Below are 17,843 nucleotides of genomic sequence, written 5' to 3'. Positions count from 1 at the left end.
AGCACAAGCGGAATTGCCGGTTTATTGCGTAGTTTCTGAAGGTTAGTGGCTGCTCACGTCGGTGGGCGGGCCTGGAATTTGATGTGCCTCGGGAGGAAAAAGATGGCATCGAAGAACGAACTTTCACTCGTCAATGCAATCAGGGCGTCTCGGCGCCAGTTCATGATCGGCACGGGCGCTGCCCTGGCCGCCACGGCTCTTTATCGGCCGGCAATTGCCAATGGCGGCGAGGTGACGATCATTTCGGATATCGGCAATGCCGATCAGCGCGCCGTCCTTGACCGCATCGCGGCCGATTTTACCAAGAAGACGGGGACGAAAGTCACCATCAACAATATGGATCACGAGGCTCACAAGACGGCCATCCGCAGTTACCTCGTCGTCGGCGCCCCGGATATCTGCTTCTGGTTCTCCGGCAATCGCATGAAGGCATTTGTCGATCGCGGACTGTTCGACGACATTTCCGACCTGTTCGCCAAGGAAGGCTATAGCGATAAGCTCGGCGCTACCATGACGGCCGTCACCGTCAACGGCAAGCAGTACGGTCTGCCGCTTGGCGGCATTCTCTGGGGACTTTTCTATCGCAAGGATGTTTTCGCCGAGAAGGGCTGGACGGCGCCCAAGAACTGGGACGAATTCTTGAAATTCGGCGAGGCGGCGAAATCCGCCGGCATGACCCCGATCAGCATGGGTACGAAGGAACTCTGGCCGACCGGAGGCTGGTTCGATCACATGAACCTGCGCATCAACGGTCTCGACAAGCACCTTGCGCTGATGGAAGGCAAGATCGCCTATACCGACCCGATGCTGAAGCCGGTCTTCGACAAATGGGAAGAGCTTATCAAGGCCAATTTCTTCTCCGCCAACGCGCCGTCCTTCGGCTGGGAACAGGCAGGCGCGGCCCTGGCGCAGAAGAAGGCCGCGATGATGGACCTTGGAGGCTTCATCAAGTCCGCCTTCCCGGCAGGCGACGAGGGCCAGATCGCCTTCGCTCCCTTCCCGGAAATCGTCTCCGGTGTCGAACGCTACGAGGATTTCTCGGTCAACTCCGTGCATATCCCGGCCAAGGCGAAGAACCGGCAGGGCGCGCGCGATTTCCTTGCTTACTTTTATCAGCCTGACAATCTCAGCGCATTCCTCGAAGCCGAAGGCACCATTCCGCCGCGCAACGATTGCCCACCCAGCAAGGACCCCTTGGTCAACATCGCCGTGGAGTCGCTCAGGAGCGTGAAGGGAACGGCGCAATATTATGACCGTGACACCGACCCGGACATGGCGCAGGACGGCATGAAGGGCTTCCAGGAATTCACGGTCAAGCCCGAGCGTCGCGACCAGATCCTGGCGCGGCTCGAAAAGACGCGCGCGCGCATTTTCAAATAGTCCTCCCGGACCAAGGCGCGGCGGGCATCGGCTTTAAGCCCTCACCCCGCCGCGCGTGCCTTGAATTATCGAACCAAAAAGTCTGAGCCATGTGGAAAAAACACAGGAACTGGCTGACGCCTGTCCTCTTCATCGTGCCGGGATGCATCCTATTCGGAACGATCATCATCGCTTCCTCGATCCAATCGATCTGGATTTCCTTCTTCGATTGGGACGGCGTCGGACAGAAGAGCTGGGTGGGATTGGCAAACTATTCCGAGCTTTTTGCCGACCCGCAATTCTACGTCTCGCTGAAGAACAACATCATCTGGCTCGTCATGTTCATGGCGGCGCCGCCGCTTGGGCTGGCGCTGGCACTGCTCGTCAACCAGCAGATCGCCGGCATGCGGATCTTGAAGTCGCTCTTCTTCATTCCGCTCGTACTCGCCACGGTCACGGTCGGTGTCGTATTCGGCTGGGTCTATGATCCGAATTACGGGCTTCTTGCGCTGATCTTCAATCTCTTCGGCGCGACGGCGCCTGCCCTGCTCGCCGATGAGCATTTCGTCACCTTCGCCGTGGTTGCCGCCGCGCTCTGGCCACAGATCGCCTTTTGCATGGTGCTCTTTCTCGCCGGCCTCAACAATCTGAGTTCCGATATCATCGGGGCCGGACGTGTCGATGGTGCGCGCGGCTGGAACATGCTCTGGCACGTCGTCCTGCCGCAATTGCGCCAGGTGGGTTTCATCGCTCTTGCCGTGACCGTTGTCGGCGCCTTGCGATCCTTCGACATGATCGCGGTGATGACATCAGGCGGGCCCTTCGGCTCGTCGGAGGTGCTGGCCTACCAGATGTACGAGCAGTCGATCTTCTCCTATCGTTTTGGCTACGGCGCGGCGATCGCCACCGTCCTCTTTGCAATCATGATCGTTTTCATCACCTGGTATCTGCGCGTCATGGTGCGCATGGAACGGGAGACACGCTGATGTATCCTCGCCCCATCCCCGAAGAAAAGCCCGTACTTCGCGGCCTTTATGCCGGCTTCGTCGGCCTGATCCTGATCCTCTGGCTGCTGCCCCTCTTCGCGGTCATGTTGACCGCATCCAAGACGGCCGATGAAATCATGGCCGGCAAATACTGGACATGGCCCGAGCACGTCAATCTCGTCGAGAATTTCCAGGCGGTTTTCCAGCAGACGAACATGTGGAGCTATTTCATCAATAGCCTCATCATCACGCTGCCTTCGGTGCTGCTGGTTCTCCTATTCTCGACGCTGACCGGCTATGTGCTCGCACGCTATAATTTTCGCGGCAACGCCCTGCTCTTCTCGCTCTTCGTCGGCGGCAACTTCCTGCCCGCGCAGATCATGATGATCCCGGTGCGCGATCTCATGGTCTCGGTTGGCCTCTACGACACCTATTTCGCATTGATCATCTTCCATGTCGCCTTCCAGACCGGCTTTGCGACCCTGTTCATGCGCAATTTCATCGCGGCTCTGCCCGACGAATTGTTTCAGGCCGCGCGCGCGGAAGGCGCGTCCCCCTGGCAGACGATGCGCCATGTCGTCATACCGCTGATGCGGCCGGCGCTCGCAGCCCTTGCGATCCTGATCTTCACCTTCATCTGGAACGATTACTTCTGGGCGATCGTGCTCACCCAGAGCGACGTCGTGAAACCGGTAACCGCGGGCCTGAACAATCTCAGAGGCGAGTGGACCTCCGCCTGGAATATCGTGGCGGCGGCAACCTTGTTCGTCGCCGTCCCACCGGTCCTGATGTTCTTCCTGATGCAGAAACATTTCATCGCGGGCCTGACCATGGGCGCCGTCAAGGGCTGACATGTCCCATACCGCGCGAACAGATTTGGAGTATCACTCATGAGCCATGTAAAGCTGATCGACATCGACAAACATTATGGCGGCTATCACGCCCTGCGTTCGGTCAATCTTTCCGTCGACAAGGGCGAGTTCATCGTCATGGTCGGCCCTTCGGGCTGCGGCAAGTCCACCACGCTGAAGACGATCGCCGGGCTCGAAAACATCAGCTCCGGCGAGATCTGGATCAACGGCCGCGACGTGACGCGCGAAGAGCCGGGTGACCGCGGCATTGCCATGGTCTTCCAGTCCTATGCGCTTTATCCGCATATGACGGTTGCTGAGAACATGGGCTTCGGCCTGAAGATGGCGAAGCGCCCGCAAAGCGAGATCGACGCTGCCGTCAAGCGCGCGGCCGAAATCCTCAGAATATCCGACCAGCTCGACAAGCGCCCGAAGCAGCTTTCAGGCGGCCAGCGCCAGCGCGTCGCCATCGGCCGCGCCATCACCCGCTCGCCGGAAGTCTTCCTCTTCGACGAACCGCTCTCCAATCTCGATGCCGCGCTGCGCACGCAAATGCGCGTCGAGCTTTCAACGCTGCACCAGCAGCTCGGCTCGACGATGATCTATGTGACGCACGATCAGGTCGAGGCGATGACCATGGCGAGCCGCATCGTGGTGTTCAACAAGGGTATCATCGAGCAGGAAGGCGCGCCGCTCAATCTCTATCACAATCCGGCAAACCAATTCGTCGCTGGCTTTCTCGGCGCGCCGCGCATCAACTTCGTCAATGCGAAGCTCGTTTCCCTCAGCGACGGTATCGCTGAAGTCGCGCTGGAAGGGGGCGGCACGACGGTCCATGTTCCGGTGGCCGATGTCGGCGATCTTAAGGCGCAAGCCAGCCTGACGCTGGGAATTCGGCCGGAATCGTTGAAGATGGGCGCCCCCAGCGAAGACACAGCCATTTCATTCGACGGCAAGGTCGGCCTCGTCGAGCAGCTCGGCCGTGAAACCATTCTCTATGTCGATGCCGGTCCGCTCGCAACGATCGGGTCTGAAAGCGGCACGCGCAATTTCACCGTTCAGCTCGGCAATGCCGCCGGCTTTTCGGCCGGCGAGCAGATCAAGCTATCCGCCTCGACATCGTCCCTCTATCTCTTCGGTCCCGATGGCAGAACCCTCAGCCGGCCGAAATCAATCATTGCCTCTCTGTAAAGAAAGCTTGTGGCCTCATGAAAGTTTTGGAAAGAAAGCCGCTATCCGTCTGGCGGACGCTCAATCTCGACGGCTTCTTGGTCGGCGTGCCGCATTATCCCGAACATGTCGACGAGAGTTATTGGGACCGCGATGCTGAACGCATGGCGGCCGCCGGTTTCAACACCGTTCGCATGGCGGAATTCGCCTGGCATATCATGGAGCCGCATGAGGACCATTTCGACTTCTCGCTCTTCGACAAGGCAATCGCCGGCCTGGCCAAGCACGGCATCAAGACCATTCTCTGCACGCCGACGGCAACGCCGCCGCGCTGGCTGACTGCGAAGTATCCCGAAGTCCTGCGCGTCGATGCCAATGGCAGAGAGGCAAGCCATGGATCGCGCCAGCATTGCGACACGACGAGCCCGGTACTGCGCCGACACAGCCAACGGATTACCCGTGCGATGGCCGAGCACTACCGGGACAATCCTCACGTCATCGGCTGGCAGACGGATAACGAGCTCAATACGACCACCTCCGAAAGCTATTCACCATCCGCGCTCATCGAGTTCCAGAAGTTCTGCCGCGCGAAATATGGAACGATCGACGCGCTGAATTTTGCTTGGGGCGGCGACTTCTGGGCAACGGCGTACCAGACTTTCGATCAGATCGTCTTCCCGCAGCCGATGAATCCATCCTTCTCCAGCCCTGGTCACGTGCAGGACTATCATCGCTTTCTCGCCTTCGCGACAGCGCTCTTCCAGCACGATCAGGTCGAAATCCTGCGGGCGACCAATCCCGCATGGTTCATCTTCCATAATCTGGGCGGCCTTGTAGATATCGATTTCCGCGGCCAGTTCGGCCAGGATCTCGATTTCATTGGCTTCGATATCTATCCGTTCCTTTATGACGAGATGCGTCGCGGCGGCGGTCATGCGATTACACAGGCCTTCCATCTCGACCAATGCCGCGCCTATTCCGGCAATTTCATCGTTCCGGAACAGGCGTCCGGCCTCGGCAGCCAGCCGGGCTTCTCCTCCTCCGTGCCGGAGCCCGGCGAGATGCGCCGCATGGCGATGACCTCGGTGTCGCGCGGCGCTGACGGACTGATGTTCTTCCGCTGGCGGCCGGCGCATTTCGGCGCCGAAATCTACTGGAACGGCATTATCGACCACGATGACATCCCGCGCCGCCGCTATGAGGAAGCCAAGCAATTCGCATCCGACATCCGCAAGATCGAGGACAAGCTGCTCGGCACGACCGTCCGTATGGATATTGCCATCGCCGGCGCGGATTTCGATAATCAGGAAGCCTACAAGACCTACGCGATCGGCCTGCCAAGCCCGATGCAGGATGCAGCCCATCTGCACCGCGCATGCTATGAGGCGGGCATAGCCTGCGGCTTCATCTATCCGGAAGATGATCTCTCGCGCATCAAGGCCCTCTATGTTCCCCATTGGGTCATGTGGAAGGAGGAGTGGTCGAAAGCCGTGGAGAAGTTCGTCGCCGATGGCGGTACGCTCATCCTGTCGGCGATGACCGGAACTCGCGACGACAACAATCACATCATCCGTACCCAGGCACCGGGCAAGGCGCTCGCGGAGCTTTCCGGCGTGCGTGTCCATGAATTCGGTCCTGTCTCCGCTCCAGGAGCGGATGGACTGTTCACCGGTTTCCGCGAGGGCGGCATCGGCAGCCACCAACCATCCCCACGTCCGGCCGCAACCTCGGCCTCGCGCAAATATGCCTATACGATCGGCAATCGTCAGCTGGAAGCCGGACACCTTTACGAGAAGCTGGAGACATCCGCCGACACCGAGATCATCGGCCGCTGGTCCGACCGTTTCCTGGAAGGCACGCCGATGCTGACGCGCCGCCGGCATGGCAATGGTCAGGTCTACTACCTCGGCACCTATCTCACCGCGCCGCTCGCGGAGGTCATTCGCGAGCTTCTCGTCAGCAACGATGTTGCCGCGCCGCTGGTGCAGGATATGCCTAATGGCGTCGAAGTGTCACTGCGCGAAGGTGGCGGCAGGAAGCTGCTGTTCGTGCTCAATACCGAGCATGAAACGAAGATCGTCAATCTGCCGGCGGGTACCGACCTGCTGACGGGCAAAGCCATATCAGGCGCGACCGAGCTTGCCGGCTACGGCGTATTGGTGATCGAGCAACCGGTCTAATATCACCTGTGACGTCTCCGGCGCCGAGGATGAAACTTCGGCGCCGGAGTTTTGGGATCGAGGCTCTTCGATTATTGATCGGCGTTTAGGCGCGCAGCGAATTGAAGTGCTGCATCATACGCTCGGCAGCCGGACGGATGCCGGTGAAGAGTTCGAAAGCCTTCACCGCCTGGAATACCGCCATGCCGCCGCCGTCGAGAACACGGCACCCTGTCTGTCGGGCGCGTTTCACCAGCGCGGTCTCGATCGGGAAATAGACGATTTCCGCGACCCAGAGACGATCGGATAGAAGTTGCGCATCGAGCGGCAGCCCGGGATGGGCGGCCATGCCGGTTGGTGTTGCATGAACCAGACCATCGGCGACATCCAGTGCCGCGGCAAGATCATGACCGACCGAGAAACGGCAAGCGGCATGTGCCGGCTGAAGCTGTTCGACGAGGGCCCGCGCACGCGAAGGGTCGAGATCGAATATCTCCACGGAATGCGCGCCCATTTCAGCCATTGCATGCGCAACGGCAACGCCGGCGCCGCCCGCGCCCAGCTGGACGACATGGTCGAGTGAAACCCCGGCCAGCCCGCGCCGGAAGCTTTCGGCAAATCCCCACCAATCGGTATTGTGGCCGATCCTGCGCCGCCCATCAAAAACGATCGTGTTGATGGAGCGCAGCGTCTGGGCATCGGGCGAAAGCTCGTCCACCAGCGCGACGGCCGCCTGCTTGCAAGGATGGGTGATATTGAGGCCGGCAAACCCCATCGCCTCGGCCTCATCGATGAGAGCCGGCAGGTCCGATACGGAGAGACCACGGGCGTCGAGGTCGATGAGATCGTAGCGATAGGACAGGCCGCAATGCTCGCCTTCGCGCATATGCATGGCCGGCGTCAACGATCGGCCGATCCCGGCGCCGATCAATCCGACATGAAGTTGACGAGGAACAATGGCGGCTTGAGTGTTCAATCTTTCCTCCCGAGCAGCAAAACAAAGCCATGCCGCAGGCTTATTCGCAAAATGTACGAACTAGTACGTAAAGTCAATATGAGACGTGATGGAGCGCGGCCGGAAAACGCCAAAGCCAATCAAGTCACCCCACGCCTTGTCAGGCCATTTCGGAGGAAGGATGTCTCAGAAATGCAAGGATCGCATCGACGATTAGCGACTTGTGCCGCTTCTTCAAGGCTTCGGACGACAGGTCACGCTCGAAGATCGCCCCAAAGGTATGGCGATTGGAAACGCGAAAGAAGCATTGGGCGCTGATCATCATATGCAGATCGACGGGGTCTACCCTGCGCACGAAGCTGCCATCGGCGTAGCCCCGTTCAAGGATTTCCGTGATGATATCGATGACGGCGATATTCATCTGCGACAGGACGACCGAACGTTTCATATGTTCGGCGCGATGAATGTTCTCGATGCTGACCAGCCGTACAAAATCCGGATTCTGGTCGTCATGATCGAAGGTGCTTGCGATCAATTGCGCCATCGCCTGAACGGGCGGCATGTTTTCGAGATCGAGTTCGCTCTCCAGCGTACGAATCTTCGTATAGGCCTGCTCGAGAACGGCGAGATAGAGCCCTTCCTTGCTGCCGAAATAATAGTAGATCATGCGCTTGGACGTCTTGGTGCGCTCGGCGATCTCATCGACGCGCGCACCGGAAAAACCGGCTGCGACGAATTCCTCGGTTGCGATCTTGAGAATGTTTTCCTTGGTCGCGTCTGGATCGTTCTTTCGCGTAAGACGCTCGATCTTGGCCGCTTGCGCTTTGGTCATGCCTTGCCCGTCTTCCTGGGTCTGTCCCTGCCCAACATTGAAGATCAAAGCTTTAACACAGGCTTCACGCCAATGGGGAGGGCCTAAAGTTTCGGCAGACCAATCGGTCGCAGATGCCGCCTCAGCGCCGCAATGCGAAAAATGGCATTCGCCGCGCCATATCCACGATAGCCGCTGCGCTGAACGATTTCGAAGAAGAAGCCTTCGCCGTAAGTGGGGCTGTAAAGCTGGAAATATTCGCCGTGATCGTCGCGGTCATAGAGGATGTTGTGCGCCTTCAGGCGATCCGTGAAAGCCGGCTCCAGGCCGAATCTCGCTTCCAGATCGTCGTAGTAGTTGGGCGAGATCATCAAGGTGGCAAAACCGTTGTCCGACAGAGCGGCCGCGGCGGCAAAGATATCATCGGTCGCAAAGGCAAGATGCTGGATGCCGGAGCCAAAAGTTTCGGCGATGAAATGCCCGGCGAGCGTGTTGCGATTTTCCGCACCGTTCAGCGTGATGCGCAAGCTGCCCGGCTCGTTTTCGACGACCTGGCTGCGAACGACCCCGGCGGGATCGATAATGTCGACCATCGGCGTCTTATGCGCATTCAATATCGCGGTATAAAAGAGCAGCCAGGTCAGCAGCTCCTCGTATTTCATCGTTTGCGCGACATGGTCTATGCCCGTCAACCCAACAGGCCGCCAATCGGTATCGTCATGGACCGGATCGAATTCGATCTCCCATATGCGGCTAAGCGCGCTCCTGCGATCGAGGAAATACAGGATGCCGCCGCCAACGCCCCTGACACCAGGCATTTCAATCTCGCCGGGATCCAATGGTTGTTCGAAGCGTTCGGCGCCCAGGGCCACGGCCCGCGCAACCGCGGCTTCCGCATCATCCACCCATAATCCCATCGCATAGGCCGACTGCCCGTGCAAAGCGTAAGAAGCGCCCGCAAACCCGTCCGGATCGGTATTGACGACAAGATTGATGTCGCCTTGCCGGAAGACATCGACGCGCTTGCTCTTATGGCGCCCGACATGGCGAAAGCCCAGCGCACGCAGCCGATCAGAAAGGACAGACGCCTCGGCTTCGTCGACGGTAAACTCGACAAAGGCAACGCCGTCCACTTCGGCACGCGGCGGCATCGGGGGCAAGGTGAGACCGCTGTTCTCCGCGCGACGAACCTGGTCGCCGAGATAGATGAGCGAGCGCCGGCCATCGACGGCGATGGCGGTCGGCGAGCCGCCGCGGAACTGGTCGTTGAAAATCTCCAGCGACAGATAGCCGTCATAGCCCGTTGCGGCGACGGCCTTCATGAATTCGAGTAGGGGAAGGTCGCCCTCCCCCGGCATGTTGCGGAAATGGCGGCTCCAATAGAGCAGATCCATGTCGATTAGCGGCGCGTCGGCAAGCTGGATGATGAAGATCTTCTCTTTCGGGATCGACCGGATCGAATTGACGTCGATCCTGCGCGAAAGCGTGTGGAAGCTATCGAGAATGAGGCCGATATTTGGATGATCGGCACGGCGGACGATTTCCCAGGCATCGCGGTGGTCGTGAATGTGTCGCCCCCAGGCGAGCGCCTCATATCCGACGCGCAGGCCGCGTTTGGCCGCTCTCTCGCCGAGCTCGAAGAAGTCGGCGGCGGCACGATCAATCCCGCCCAGCGCCACGGACGAGACGTTCGAACAAACAAGGACGAGATCGGTCCCCATCTCCTGCATTAGATCGAACTTGCGTTCTGCGCGATCGAAGGTCCGGCTGCGGAAGGGTTCAGGCATGCCTTCAAAGTCCCGGAAGGGCTGAAAGAGTGTAATCTCCAGCCCATGATCCCTCACGATCTGACCGACCTGGCGCGGTGATTCATCGAAAGCGAGAAAGTCGTTCTCGAAGATTTCGACGCCATCGAAACCTGCCCTGGCGATGGCCTGAAGCTTTTCCTTGAGGTCACCGCTGATCGAAACGGTCGCAATCGAGGTTTTCATTGTTTCATCCCGTTACTTGACGATTTTCAACAAACTCATCCGCGATCGCGACACGTCGTTGCTGCTCAGATCGGGACTGGCCGCTAGATAGCCCGATCGGCGTGGCGCACGGCAGCTGCCAAGCGTCGTTCATCCCTGCCAAGCTGATCGATCGGCGTCCGGTAGGTCTCCGTCGCGGTTGCCGCGGAAATGGCGGCAATCAAGGCTGTGATGGAGGTAAAGACCGCGACTGGCACCCAACCCATCGGTCCGGTGCCCATGACCGCCGCGCTGATCGTTGGCGCGAAGCCGCCGAGCGCGAAACCGATCTGGGTTCCGACGGCCATGCCGGACAGACGCACGCGGGTATCGAACATTTCGGCATAGAGGGCCGGCCAGATGCCGTTCGATGCACTATAGACCACGCCCGAAAGCAGGATGCCGAGGACGAAGACGAGCATGAGGTTGTTCTGGCTGATGGCCCAGATGTAGGGCCAGATCAGCACCGCGCAGCCGACGGCTCCAAAGATGAACACGGGTTTGCGGCCGATGCGGTCTGCTAGAATGGCCCATGCGGGAATCGCGCCCAGCGCCGCGATGTTGGCAAGCACCAGAACGGTCAGCATCGTCGAACGATCAATATGCATGGTATTGACCGCATAGGACAGCGTGAAGACGCTGAAGATCGTGCTGACGACGGAAATCAGTGCCGCGAAGATGATGCGCAGGACATCCGCCCAATAATTGGTGAGCAGCGAGACGAGCGGCAGCTTTACGATCTCGCCCTTCTTGGTTTCCTCCAGAAAGGCCGGGGTTTCGGCAAGCGTGCGGCGAACCCAGAATCCGACGATGACCACCACGAAGCTCAGGAAGAACGGGATACGCCAACCCCATGACATCAACGCGGCTTCATCGAGCTTTCCAAGCGGAATGAAGACCAATGTTGCAAGGATCAGTCCGGCCTGTGTTCCGCTCAGCGTGAAGCTGGTAAAGAAGGCCCGTCTATTTTCTGGCGCGTGCTCAAGCGTCATGGAGCTGGCGCCGGCCTGTTCGCCGGCGGCCGAAATGCCTTGCAGCACGCGCGCCAGAACCAGAAGAATGGGCGCCAGGATGCCGGCCTGATTATAGGTGGGCAGGCAGCCGATGATGAAAGTCGAAAAACCCATGAGGAGCAGGGTGAAGGTCAGCACCTTCTTGCGGCCGAACTTGTCGCCGACGTGACCCAGGACGACCGCCCCCAGCGGCCGCATGATATAGGCGACGCCAAAGGTCGCGAATGAGGCGATGGCGGCCGTTTGCGGGTCTTCCGCCGAAAAGAATATCTTCGGGAAAATGAGCGCTGCTGCCGTACCGTAGACGAAGAAATCGTAATATTCGACGGCGCTTCCCAACCAGCTCGCAAGAGCCGCGCGCTTGGGTGTTTTATGTTCGATTTGTCTTTTCATGGTCGTTCCTCCCCAGAGCATTCGGATGTCGAGAACATATCGCAACCGTGCGCATCCGGCCTCCGCCTGCACCCGCTTGCAAGGACATCCCAGATCATCCTGACAGTCTTCGATGCTGCACGATGCGGCACCCTCACTCCTCGTTAACAATAATGTACGAACTAGTTCGTTTTGTAAAGCGCCGCCAGCCTGCCATCCCGCAGCACGTTATTGCGAGCAATAGAAACAATGCGTTGAAGCAGCTTATTACGTCACAGCCTGAGGGCGGCGAAGGTCTTCCAGTCGGGCTGAGCGCGCCTGCAGAGGCCCCATCGTTATTCGTTGAAGATCTTGAAGGTCAGGCAATATCAGCCGGACCAAGGACAGTTCCCTCTCGCCTAGTACATGTCAATGATCGGGCGAGTACGGCACGCCCTCGATCATCCCGCGACCCGCAGCTTACCGGCCGGCCTCGTTGCCATCTGCCAGCGGCACGAACAAACCAAGCTTGACGTCACGCAGCACCACATTCGTATGCATGCGCCGGATCTGCGGATTTTCCGCCATGATCACGGCGGCGATGTCGTCATAATGCTCGACATCCCTGGCGGTGACGATCGCAATGAGATCGACGGCGCCCGTGACGTAATAGACCTGCTGGATATGATCCTGCTTTTCCGCCCAAAGGCGGAACTTGGCAAGCGCATCGTAATTGTCCCGCTCGATCTCCATACCGACAATGAACACCATTGGAGTTCCGGTAGCCTTGCGGTCGACGACCGCGATTTCCGCCTTGATGATACCGTCCTCCCGCAACCGTTTCAGGCGTCGTTGCACAGCCGAAGTCGAAAGGCCGACCTCCTCCGCGATCGCTTCGGCGGTGAGCTGGCAATTGCGCTGGACGATATCGAGAATATCGCGATCAAAGCGATCCAGATTTTCCATTTCCGCTCCTTTCGGCATCGATGAAATTAGGCGACGACATCTCTGTTCCATCATAAAAGATGCACAAGAAATACATTTTTGCTTTTTATATGCAAAATAATCGGAAATTGCGCGCAAATTCCGCTCTCCTTCGCGATATTCTCCGCAAATTGTTTTTCATCGGAATTCTATATGACAGAGCTGCCCTCCCAGGCTCTTCGCGTGGAAGATCTCCACAAGAGCTTTGGGTCACATCAGGTCCTCAAGGGCGTTTCAACGACCGCCCATCAAGGGGACGTGATTTCCATCATCGGCTCGTCCGGTTCCGGGAAAAGCACGTTCCTGCGGTGCATAAACCTGCTTGAAATGCCCGATCGCGGCCGCATCGTCGTCAACGGCGAGGAAGTCGCGCTAAGGCAGGGACGCCGCGGACAGATGCAGCCGAAAAGCTGGCGGCAGATCGAATGGATGCGCAGCGGATTGGGCATGGTATTTCAGAGCTTCAATCTCTGGGCGCACATGACCGTTCTCGAAAACATCATCGAGGCTCCGGTGCATGTCCTCGGCGTCCCCCGTCGCGAGGCAATCGAGAAGGCAGAGGTTCTTCTCAATAAAGTCGGGCTTTACGATAAACGCGACGCCTATCCGGCCTTTCTCTCCGGGGGACAGCAGCAAAGAGCGGCGATCGCTCGCGCGCTTTGCATCGACCCAGCCGTGATGCTCTTCGACGAACCGACATCGGCGCTCGATCCCGAACTGGTCGGCGAGGTCCTCAAGGTCATCCGCGACCTCGCGGAAGAGGGCCGAACCATGCTGCTGGTCACCCACGAAATGCGCTTTGCCCGCGATGTCTCGAACCACGTTCTCTTCCTGCATCAGGGACGGATCGAGGAGGAAGGGCCGCCAAAGCAGATCTTCGACGCCCCGATCAGCAGCCGATGCCGGGAATTTACCGGCATGCTCACGTCCTGATCCACATCCCATTCGCAGACAACACCATTAGGAGAATCCCTTATATGAGAATGGCTTCCACTCTGTTCGCCGGGCTTGCCCTCGCTCTCTCTTCGATGACGGCGCAGGCCGAGGTTCGCTTCGGCATCATGAACGAATCCTACCCGCCCTTCTTCGCCAAGGATGCCTCCGGCAAATGGCAGGGCTGGGAAATCGATATGATGGACGCCGTTTGTGAGCAGATGAAAGAGAAATGCTCGATCGTCGAGCTTTCCTGGGACGGCCTCATTCCGGCGCTTCAGAGCAAGAAGTTCGATGTGATCTGGTCGTCGATGTCGAACACGGCGGAGCGTTCGAAGATCATCGATTTCACCGACAAATATTATAACACGCCCAGCACGCTGATCGGCCCGAAGGACCAGAAGACCGGAGCGACGGCAGACGATGTCAAGGGCAAGACCATCGGCATCCAGGTGTCGACGATCCAGTCGGAATATTACAAGAAGTACTTCGCCAAGGTTGCAGACGAAAAGACCTACCAAATGCTCGACGAGGCGTTTCAGGACCTCGCTGCAGGCCGCATCGACTACGTCTTCGGCGATTCCCTTGCGCTTGATGCCTTCCTCAAGAGCGACAGCGGCAAGGATTGCTGCGCCAAGATGGGCGATGTCGCCGACGACAAGGAAGTCCTCGGAGCCGGCGTTTCCGGCGGTTTGCGCAAGGAAGACACCGAGCTCAAGGCTAAGCTCAACGCAGCGATCGCCGCGGTGCGCGCCAGCGGCAAATACGACGAGATCACCAAGAAGTATTTCAGCTTCGATATCTACGGCGCCAAGTAAACGATCGCAACGATGGCGACCTCTCCTCAGGGCATTCTGGACCTGCTCTCCCCCTATCCTCCGGGCTGGGGTGGAGTACTCTTGACCGGGGCCGCCTCCACGGTCGCCATCTCCGCCGGCGCTTTTCTGATCGGCCTTCTGCTCGGTACGGGCGGCGCGCTCGGCAAGCTCTCCGGCATCAGGCCGCTCCGGCTGCTGCTCGAACTCTATACGACCGCCGTCCGCGCGATCCCCGAGCTGATCCTGATCGTCGGGCTCTATTACGCAGGGATGGACGGCCTCAATCGGCTCCTCATTGCGCTCAATCTGCCGGCATTCGAATTGAATGGCTTCGCTGTCGCGGTCGCCGTGCTTGGCTTCGTGCAGGGCGCCTATATGACGGAAGTCCTGCGCGGCGCGATCCTGGCGATCCCTGTCGGCCAGATCGAGGCGGCAAAGGCATTCGGCATGGGCGCACGCCTGCGTTTCCGTCGCATCATCTTACCCGCCCTGCTGCCGAATGCCCTTCCCGGTCTTGCCAATCTATGGATGTCGGTCACCAAGGACAGCGCTCTCGTCGCCGTCGTCGGCTACCAGGAACTGGCTCTCGCCACGCGGCTCGCTGGCGCTAGCACCAAGCACTATTTCATCTTTTTCCTGGCTTCCGCCCTCATTTATCTCGCTCTCACGCTCGTCTCGAACGCCCTCTTCAACCTGCTGGAGCGGCGTGTACGCCGCGGCCAGCCGAAGCTTGCCTGAGGGGTGCCGGCATGACCTTCTCATGGATATCCGCCTATTGGCCGCTTCTGTTGACGGGAGCCGTGCAAACGCTGTCGCTGCTTGTGATTTCCGTCGTCTTCGGCTTCGTCATCGCGATCGGCCTCGCCTTTTCCCAGGTCAGCGGCGGCCCCATCCTGCGAAGCCTTGCGCGTGGCTACTGCACCTTCTTTCGGGGCACGCCGCTGCTGATACAGCTCTGGCTGCTCTACTACGGCGTCGGCTCTCTTCTGCCGATGATCCCGGGAATCCGCCAAAGCCTGTTCTGGCCGATCCTACGTGAAGGTTTCTTCTTCGCGGCCGTCAGCTTCACGCTGAATTACGCGGCCTATGAGGCGGAGGTTTTGCGCGGCGCATTGCTTGCCGTCCCGAAAGGCGAGCTGGAAGCCGGCCGCGCATTCGGCATGCGCCCCCTGACGCTGACGCGGCGCATCTGGCTACCGCGAGCCATTCGCATCGCATTGCCGACGATCGGGGGCGAAATCGTCATGCAGTTGAAGGCAACGCCACTCGCCTTCACCGTCACCGTGATGGACCTCTATGCCGTTGCCACCAAGGTTCGTCAGGACACCCTGCTGGTCTACGAGCCTCTGATCGTCGTCACCGTCTTCTATCTCGTCATCACAGCCATCATCGCGCGAAGCTTCCGGTTCCTGGAAGCGCAGGTGCCGGTGCGGCGCTAACCCCGGCATGAAGGAGAGATCAAACCTCTCCGCAGATCCGAGCCATTCTGGAGATCCCATTCATGAGCAAACCCTTGATCCTCGACGGCGGCATGAGCCGCGAACTGCTGCGTCTCGGCGCGGAACTGAAGCAGCCGGAATGGTCGGCGCTCGCGCTGGTCGATTCACCGGAGATTGTCCGGCAGGTGCATGACGAATTCATCGCTGCCGGTTCGGATGTCGTTACGACCAACAGCTACGCGCTCGTACCCTTCCACATTGGCGAGGAACGGTTCTGGAAGGAAGGGCCTGATCTCATCGCTCTTTCCGGACGGCTGGCGCGCGACGCCGCCGATGCGAGCAAGGATCGAAAAATCCTGGTCGCAGGCTCCCTGCCTCCGATCTTCGGATCGTACGAACCCCAGAATTTCGATCCCTCACGCGTTCAGGACTACCTCAAGGTTCTGGTCGAAAACCTCGATCCTTACGTCGATGTCTGGCTCGGGGAAACCCTCAGCTTGATCGCGGAGGGAGGGGCGGTTCGGACAGCGGTCGCTGAAAGCGGCAAACCGTTCTGGATCTCCTTCACGCTTGCGGATGACGCCGCGCAAAGGCATGGCGCCTCGCCTAAGCTCCGCTCCGGCGAACTTGTCGAGGACGCGGCTCGGTGGGCAGCATCATCCGGTGCCGAAGCGCTCCTGTTCAACTGCAGCAAACCGGAAGTCATGCGAAAGGCCGTCGATGCGGCAGCGGAGGTTTTCAAGCAGGGCGGCAATAATCTGCGGATCGGCGTCTATGCCAATGCTTTCGAGGGAGAACAAGGCGAGTCGGCCGCCAACGAGGGCCTTCACGCGACCCGTCAGGATCTGAATGACGACGCCTATTCGCGCTTCGCCTGTTCATGGGTCGATGCCGGCGCGACGATGGTCGGTGGTTGCTGCGGGATCGGCGCCGGGCATATTCATCGGCTGAAGAAGGCTCTCCTTCATCCTCAAGGAGCATAGGAGAGCCTTGCGCAAGCATCGATCCGGGCAGGATCAAAATAGGCTGTATCGGAACGATCAGGCAGCCTTGAAGGGAGCGCTTGCGGCCCTGTAGGCAATCAGATCCTCGATCGTCACGAGATGGAGGCCATGCCGCTCGGCAAAGACCTCAAGCTCTGGAAGGCGCGCCATCGTGCCGTCGTCGTTCGCCACTTCGCAGATGACGCCGGCCGGCGAAAGGCCGGCAAGCCGGGCCAGATCCACGGCTGCTTCCGTGTGCCCAGGACGCGACAGGACGCCGTTTGGATGCGCGCGAAGCGGAAAGATATGACCGGGCCGGGCAAATTCCTCAGGACGCGATCCGTCCCTGACGAGGGCTTGAACGGTTGCCGCCCTGTCGGCGGCGGATATTCCGGTCGTGGTTTCCGGAATGTAGTCGACGGAAACGGTGAAGGCGGTCTTGAGGACTTCCGTGTTGCGCGGCACCATCAACGGAATATCGAGCTCGTCGAGCCTCTCGCCCTCCATCGGAACGCAGATGAGACCACGGGCATGGTTCATCATGAACGCGATCGCCTGCGGTGTGACCGCTTCCGCGGCGATCACCAGATCGCCTTCGTTTTCGCGGTCACGATCATCGACAACCACGATGATCTCGCCCCGCGCAATCGCAGCGATCGCATCTTCAATTTTCGAAATTGCCATTTTCCTGCCTTTCAAGGGTTGCCGTTCGAAACGGCGTGCATGGCCGGTCAAAGCCACCATTTTCCCTTGGGCGAACAAGCATGTGAACGCCGCCACGACGCGGCGTCTGCTGCGTTGCTCTCTTCCATCCGGACTATACCGTCGGCTCCGGCATCTCACCGGATCTGCTGACCCTTCCGAAAGCTCGGAAGGCGCTCGCGGGCTCGAGGAAACTCCCCATACCGCCGGTGGGGAATTACACCCCGCCCTGAGAACAATTGAAAGATAAGGGATCAATGCCTCGTTCCGCAAGAGGCTTTGATCGCCAAAACGTCGAGAATCCGATCCGCTCAATGAAC

General features: G+C 59.3%; 16 protein-coding genes and 1 riboswitch. Of the genes, 10 read left to right on the top strand and 6 right to left on the bottom strand.

The annotated features are described in order from the left end of the window. The first annotated feature begins 102 nt into the window (after positions 1 to 102). The 5 genes from AC13QY_RS08040 (at position 103) to AC13QY_RS08020 (ending at position 6,546) form a co-directional block, all read left to right on the top strand. The gene (locus tag AC13QY_RS08040; RefSeq protein ID WP_488493187.1) at positions 103 to 1,380 is read left to right on the top strand and encodes an ABC transporter substrate-binding protein; all 1,278 of its coding nucleotides are present in this window, start codon (positions 103 to 105) and stop codon (positions 1,378 to 1,380) included. 89 nt (positions 1,381 to 1,469) lie between these two features. Next, on the top strand, positions 1,470 to 2,345 hold the full coding sequence (locus AC13QY_RS08035) for a carbohydrate ABC transporter permease (protein WP_113353180.1): 876 nt from the start codon (positions 1,470 to 1,472) through the stop codon (positions 2,343 to 2,345). Then, complete coding sequence (locus AC13QY_RS08030; RefSeq protein ID WP_488493186.1) at positions 2,345 to 3,196, top strand: carbohydrate ABC transporter permease; 852 nt, start codon at positions 2,345 to 2,347, stop codon at positions 3,194 to 3,196. Before AC13QY_RS08035 ends, AC13QY_RS08030 begins: the two co-directional genes overlap by 1 nt. A gap of 39 nt (positions 3,197 to 3,235) precedes the next feature. After that, positions 3,236 to 4,387 carry an ABC transporter ATP-binding protein gene (locus tag AC13QY_RS08025; RefSeq protein ID WP_488493185.1) on the top strand — a complete coding sequence of 384 codons (1,152 nt, stop codon included), beginning with the start codon at positions 3,236 to 3,238 and terminating at the stop codon, positions 4,385 to 4,387. A gap of 17 nt (positions 4,388 to 4,404) precedes the next feature. Next, positions 4,405 to 6,546, top strand: a complete 2,142-nt coding sequence (locus AC13QY_RS08020) for a beta-galactosidase (protein WP_488493184.1) — start codon at positions 4,405 to 4,407, stop codon at positions 6,544 to 6,546. An 85-nt stretch (positions 6,547 to 6,631) separates the two neighbouring features. Here the strand turns inward: AC13QY_RS08020 and AC13QY_RS08015 are convergent, their stop codons facing one another. The 5 genes from AC13QY_RS08015 to AC13QY_RS07995 all read right to left on the bottom strand — a co-directional run bounded on the left by AC13QY_RS08015 (position 6,632) and on the right by AC13QY_RS07995 (position 12,630). Then, complete coding sequence (locus AC13QY_RS08015) at positions 6,632 to 7,501, bottom strand: shikimate dehydrogenase (protein WP_488493183.1); 870 nt, start codon at positions 7,499 to 7,501, stop codon at positions 6,632 to 6,634. A 139-nt stretch (positions 7,502 to 7,640) separates the two neighbouring features. Next, the gene (locus tag AC13QY_RS08010) at positions 7,641 to 8,312 is read right to left on the bottom strand and encodes a TetR/AcrR family transcriptional regulator (protein ID WP_113331056.1); all 672 of its coding nucleotides are present in this window, start codon (positions 8,310 to 8,312) and stop codon (positions 7,641 to 7,643) included. A gap of 83 nt (positions 8,313 to 8,395) precedes the next feature. Then, entirely contained in the window at positions 8,396 to 10,282 is a 1,887-nt protein-coding gene (locus tag AC13QY_RS08005) for a bifunctional sugar phosphate isomerase/epimerase/4-hydroxyphenylpyruvate dioxygenase family protein (protein ID WP_488493182.1), read from the bottom strand. Positions 10,283 to 10,365: 83 nt separating this feature from the next. After that, positions 10,366 to 11,706 carry an MFS transporter gene (locus tag AC13QY_RS08000; protein ID WP_488493181.1) on the bottom strand — a complete coding sequence of 447 codons (1,341 nt, stop codon included), beginning with the start codon at positions 11,704 to 11,706 and terminating at the stop codon, positions 10,366 to 10,368. 438 nt (positions 11,707 to 12,144) lie between these two features. Next, complete coding sequence (locus tag AC13QY_RS07995) at positions 12,145 to 12,630, bottom strand: Lrp/AsnC family transcriptional regulator (RefSeq protein ID WP_095438161.1); 486 nt, start codon at positions 12,628 to 12,630, stop codon at positions 12,145 to 12,147. Between the two features lie 171 nt (positions 12,631 to 12,801). Between AC13QY_RS07995 and AC13QY_RS07990 the strand changes: the two genes are divergently transcribed. The 5 genes from AC13QY_RS07990 (at position 12,802) to AC13QY_RS07970 (ending at position 16,821) form a co-directional block, all read left to right on the top strand. Further along, on the top strand, positions 12,802 to 13,581 hold the full coding sequence (locus AC13QY_RS07990; RefSeq protein ID WP_488493180.1) for an ABC transporter ATP-binding protein: 780 nt from the start codon (positions 12,802 to 12,804) through the stop codon (positions 13,579 to 13,581). A 44-nt stretch (positions 13,582 to 13,625) separates the two neighbouring features. After that, positions 13,626 to 14,399 carry a transporter substrate-binding domain-containing protein gene (locus tag AC13QY_RS07985; RefSeq protein ID WP_488493179.1) on the top strand — a complete coding sequence of 258 codons (774 nt, stop codon included), beginning with the start codon at positions 13,626 to 13,628 and terminating at the stop codon, positions 14,397 to 14,399. A gap of 12 nt (positions 14,400 to 14,411) precedes the next feature. Continuing rightward, positions 14,412 to 15,137 (top strand): ABC transporter permease, encoded by a 726-nt coding sequence (locus AC13QY_RS07980; protein WP_488493178.1) that lies wholly within the window; start codon positions 14,412 to 14,414, stop codon positions 15,135 to 15,137. 11 nt (positions 15,138 to 15,148) lie between these two features. Next, a complete protein-coding gene (locus tag AC13QY_RS07975; RefSeq protein ID WP_113353190.1) occupies positions 15,149 to 15,838 on the top strand; it encodes an ABC transporter permease in 690 nt (229 codons plus the stop codon). Positions 15,839 to 15,900: 62 nt separating this feature from the next. Next, complete coding sequence (locus AC13QY_RS07970) at positions 15,901 to 16,821, top strand: homocysteine S-methyltransferase family protein (protein ID WP_488493177.1); 921 nt, start codon at positions 15,901 to 15,903, stop codon at positions 16,819 to 16,821. A gap of 57 nt (positions 16,822 to 16,878) precedes the next feature. Here AC13QY_RS07970 and ribB read toward each other — a convergent pair whose 3' ends face one another. Next, on the bottom strand, positions 16,879 to 17,505 hold the full coding sequence (gene ribB, locus AC13QY_RS07965) for a 3,4-dihydroxy-2-butanone-4-phosphate synthase (RefSeq protein WP_113353554.1): 627 nt from the start codon (positions 17,503 to 17,505) through the stop codon (positions 16,879 to 16,881). A 112-nt stretch (positions 17,506 to 17,617) separates the two neighbouring features. Next, positions 17,618 to 17,764: riboswitch (FMN riboswitch) on the bottom strand. Positions 17,765 to 17,843 lie beyond the last annotated feature (79 nt).

It is taken from the genome of Martinezella sp. CNPSo 3795, assembly GCF_057784475.1.
The sequence above is the reverse complement of the archived record's forward strand: the minus strand, read 5'-3'. Positions and strand labels throughout refer to the sequence as shown.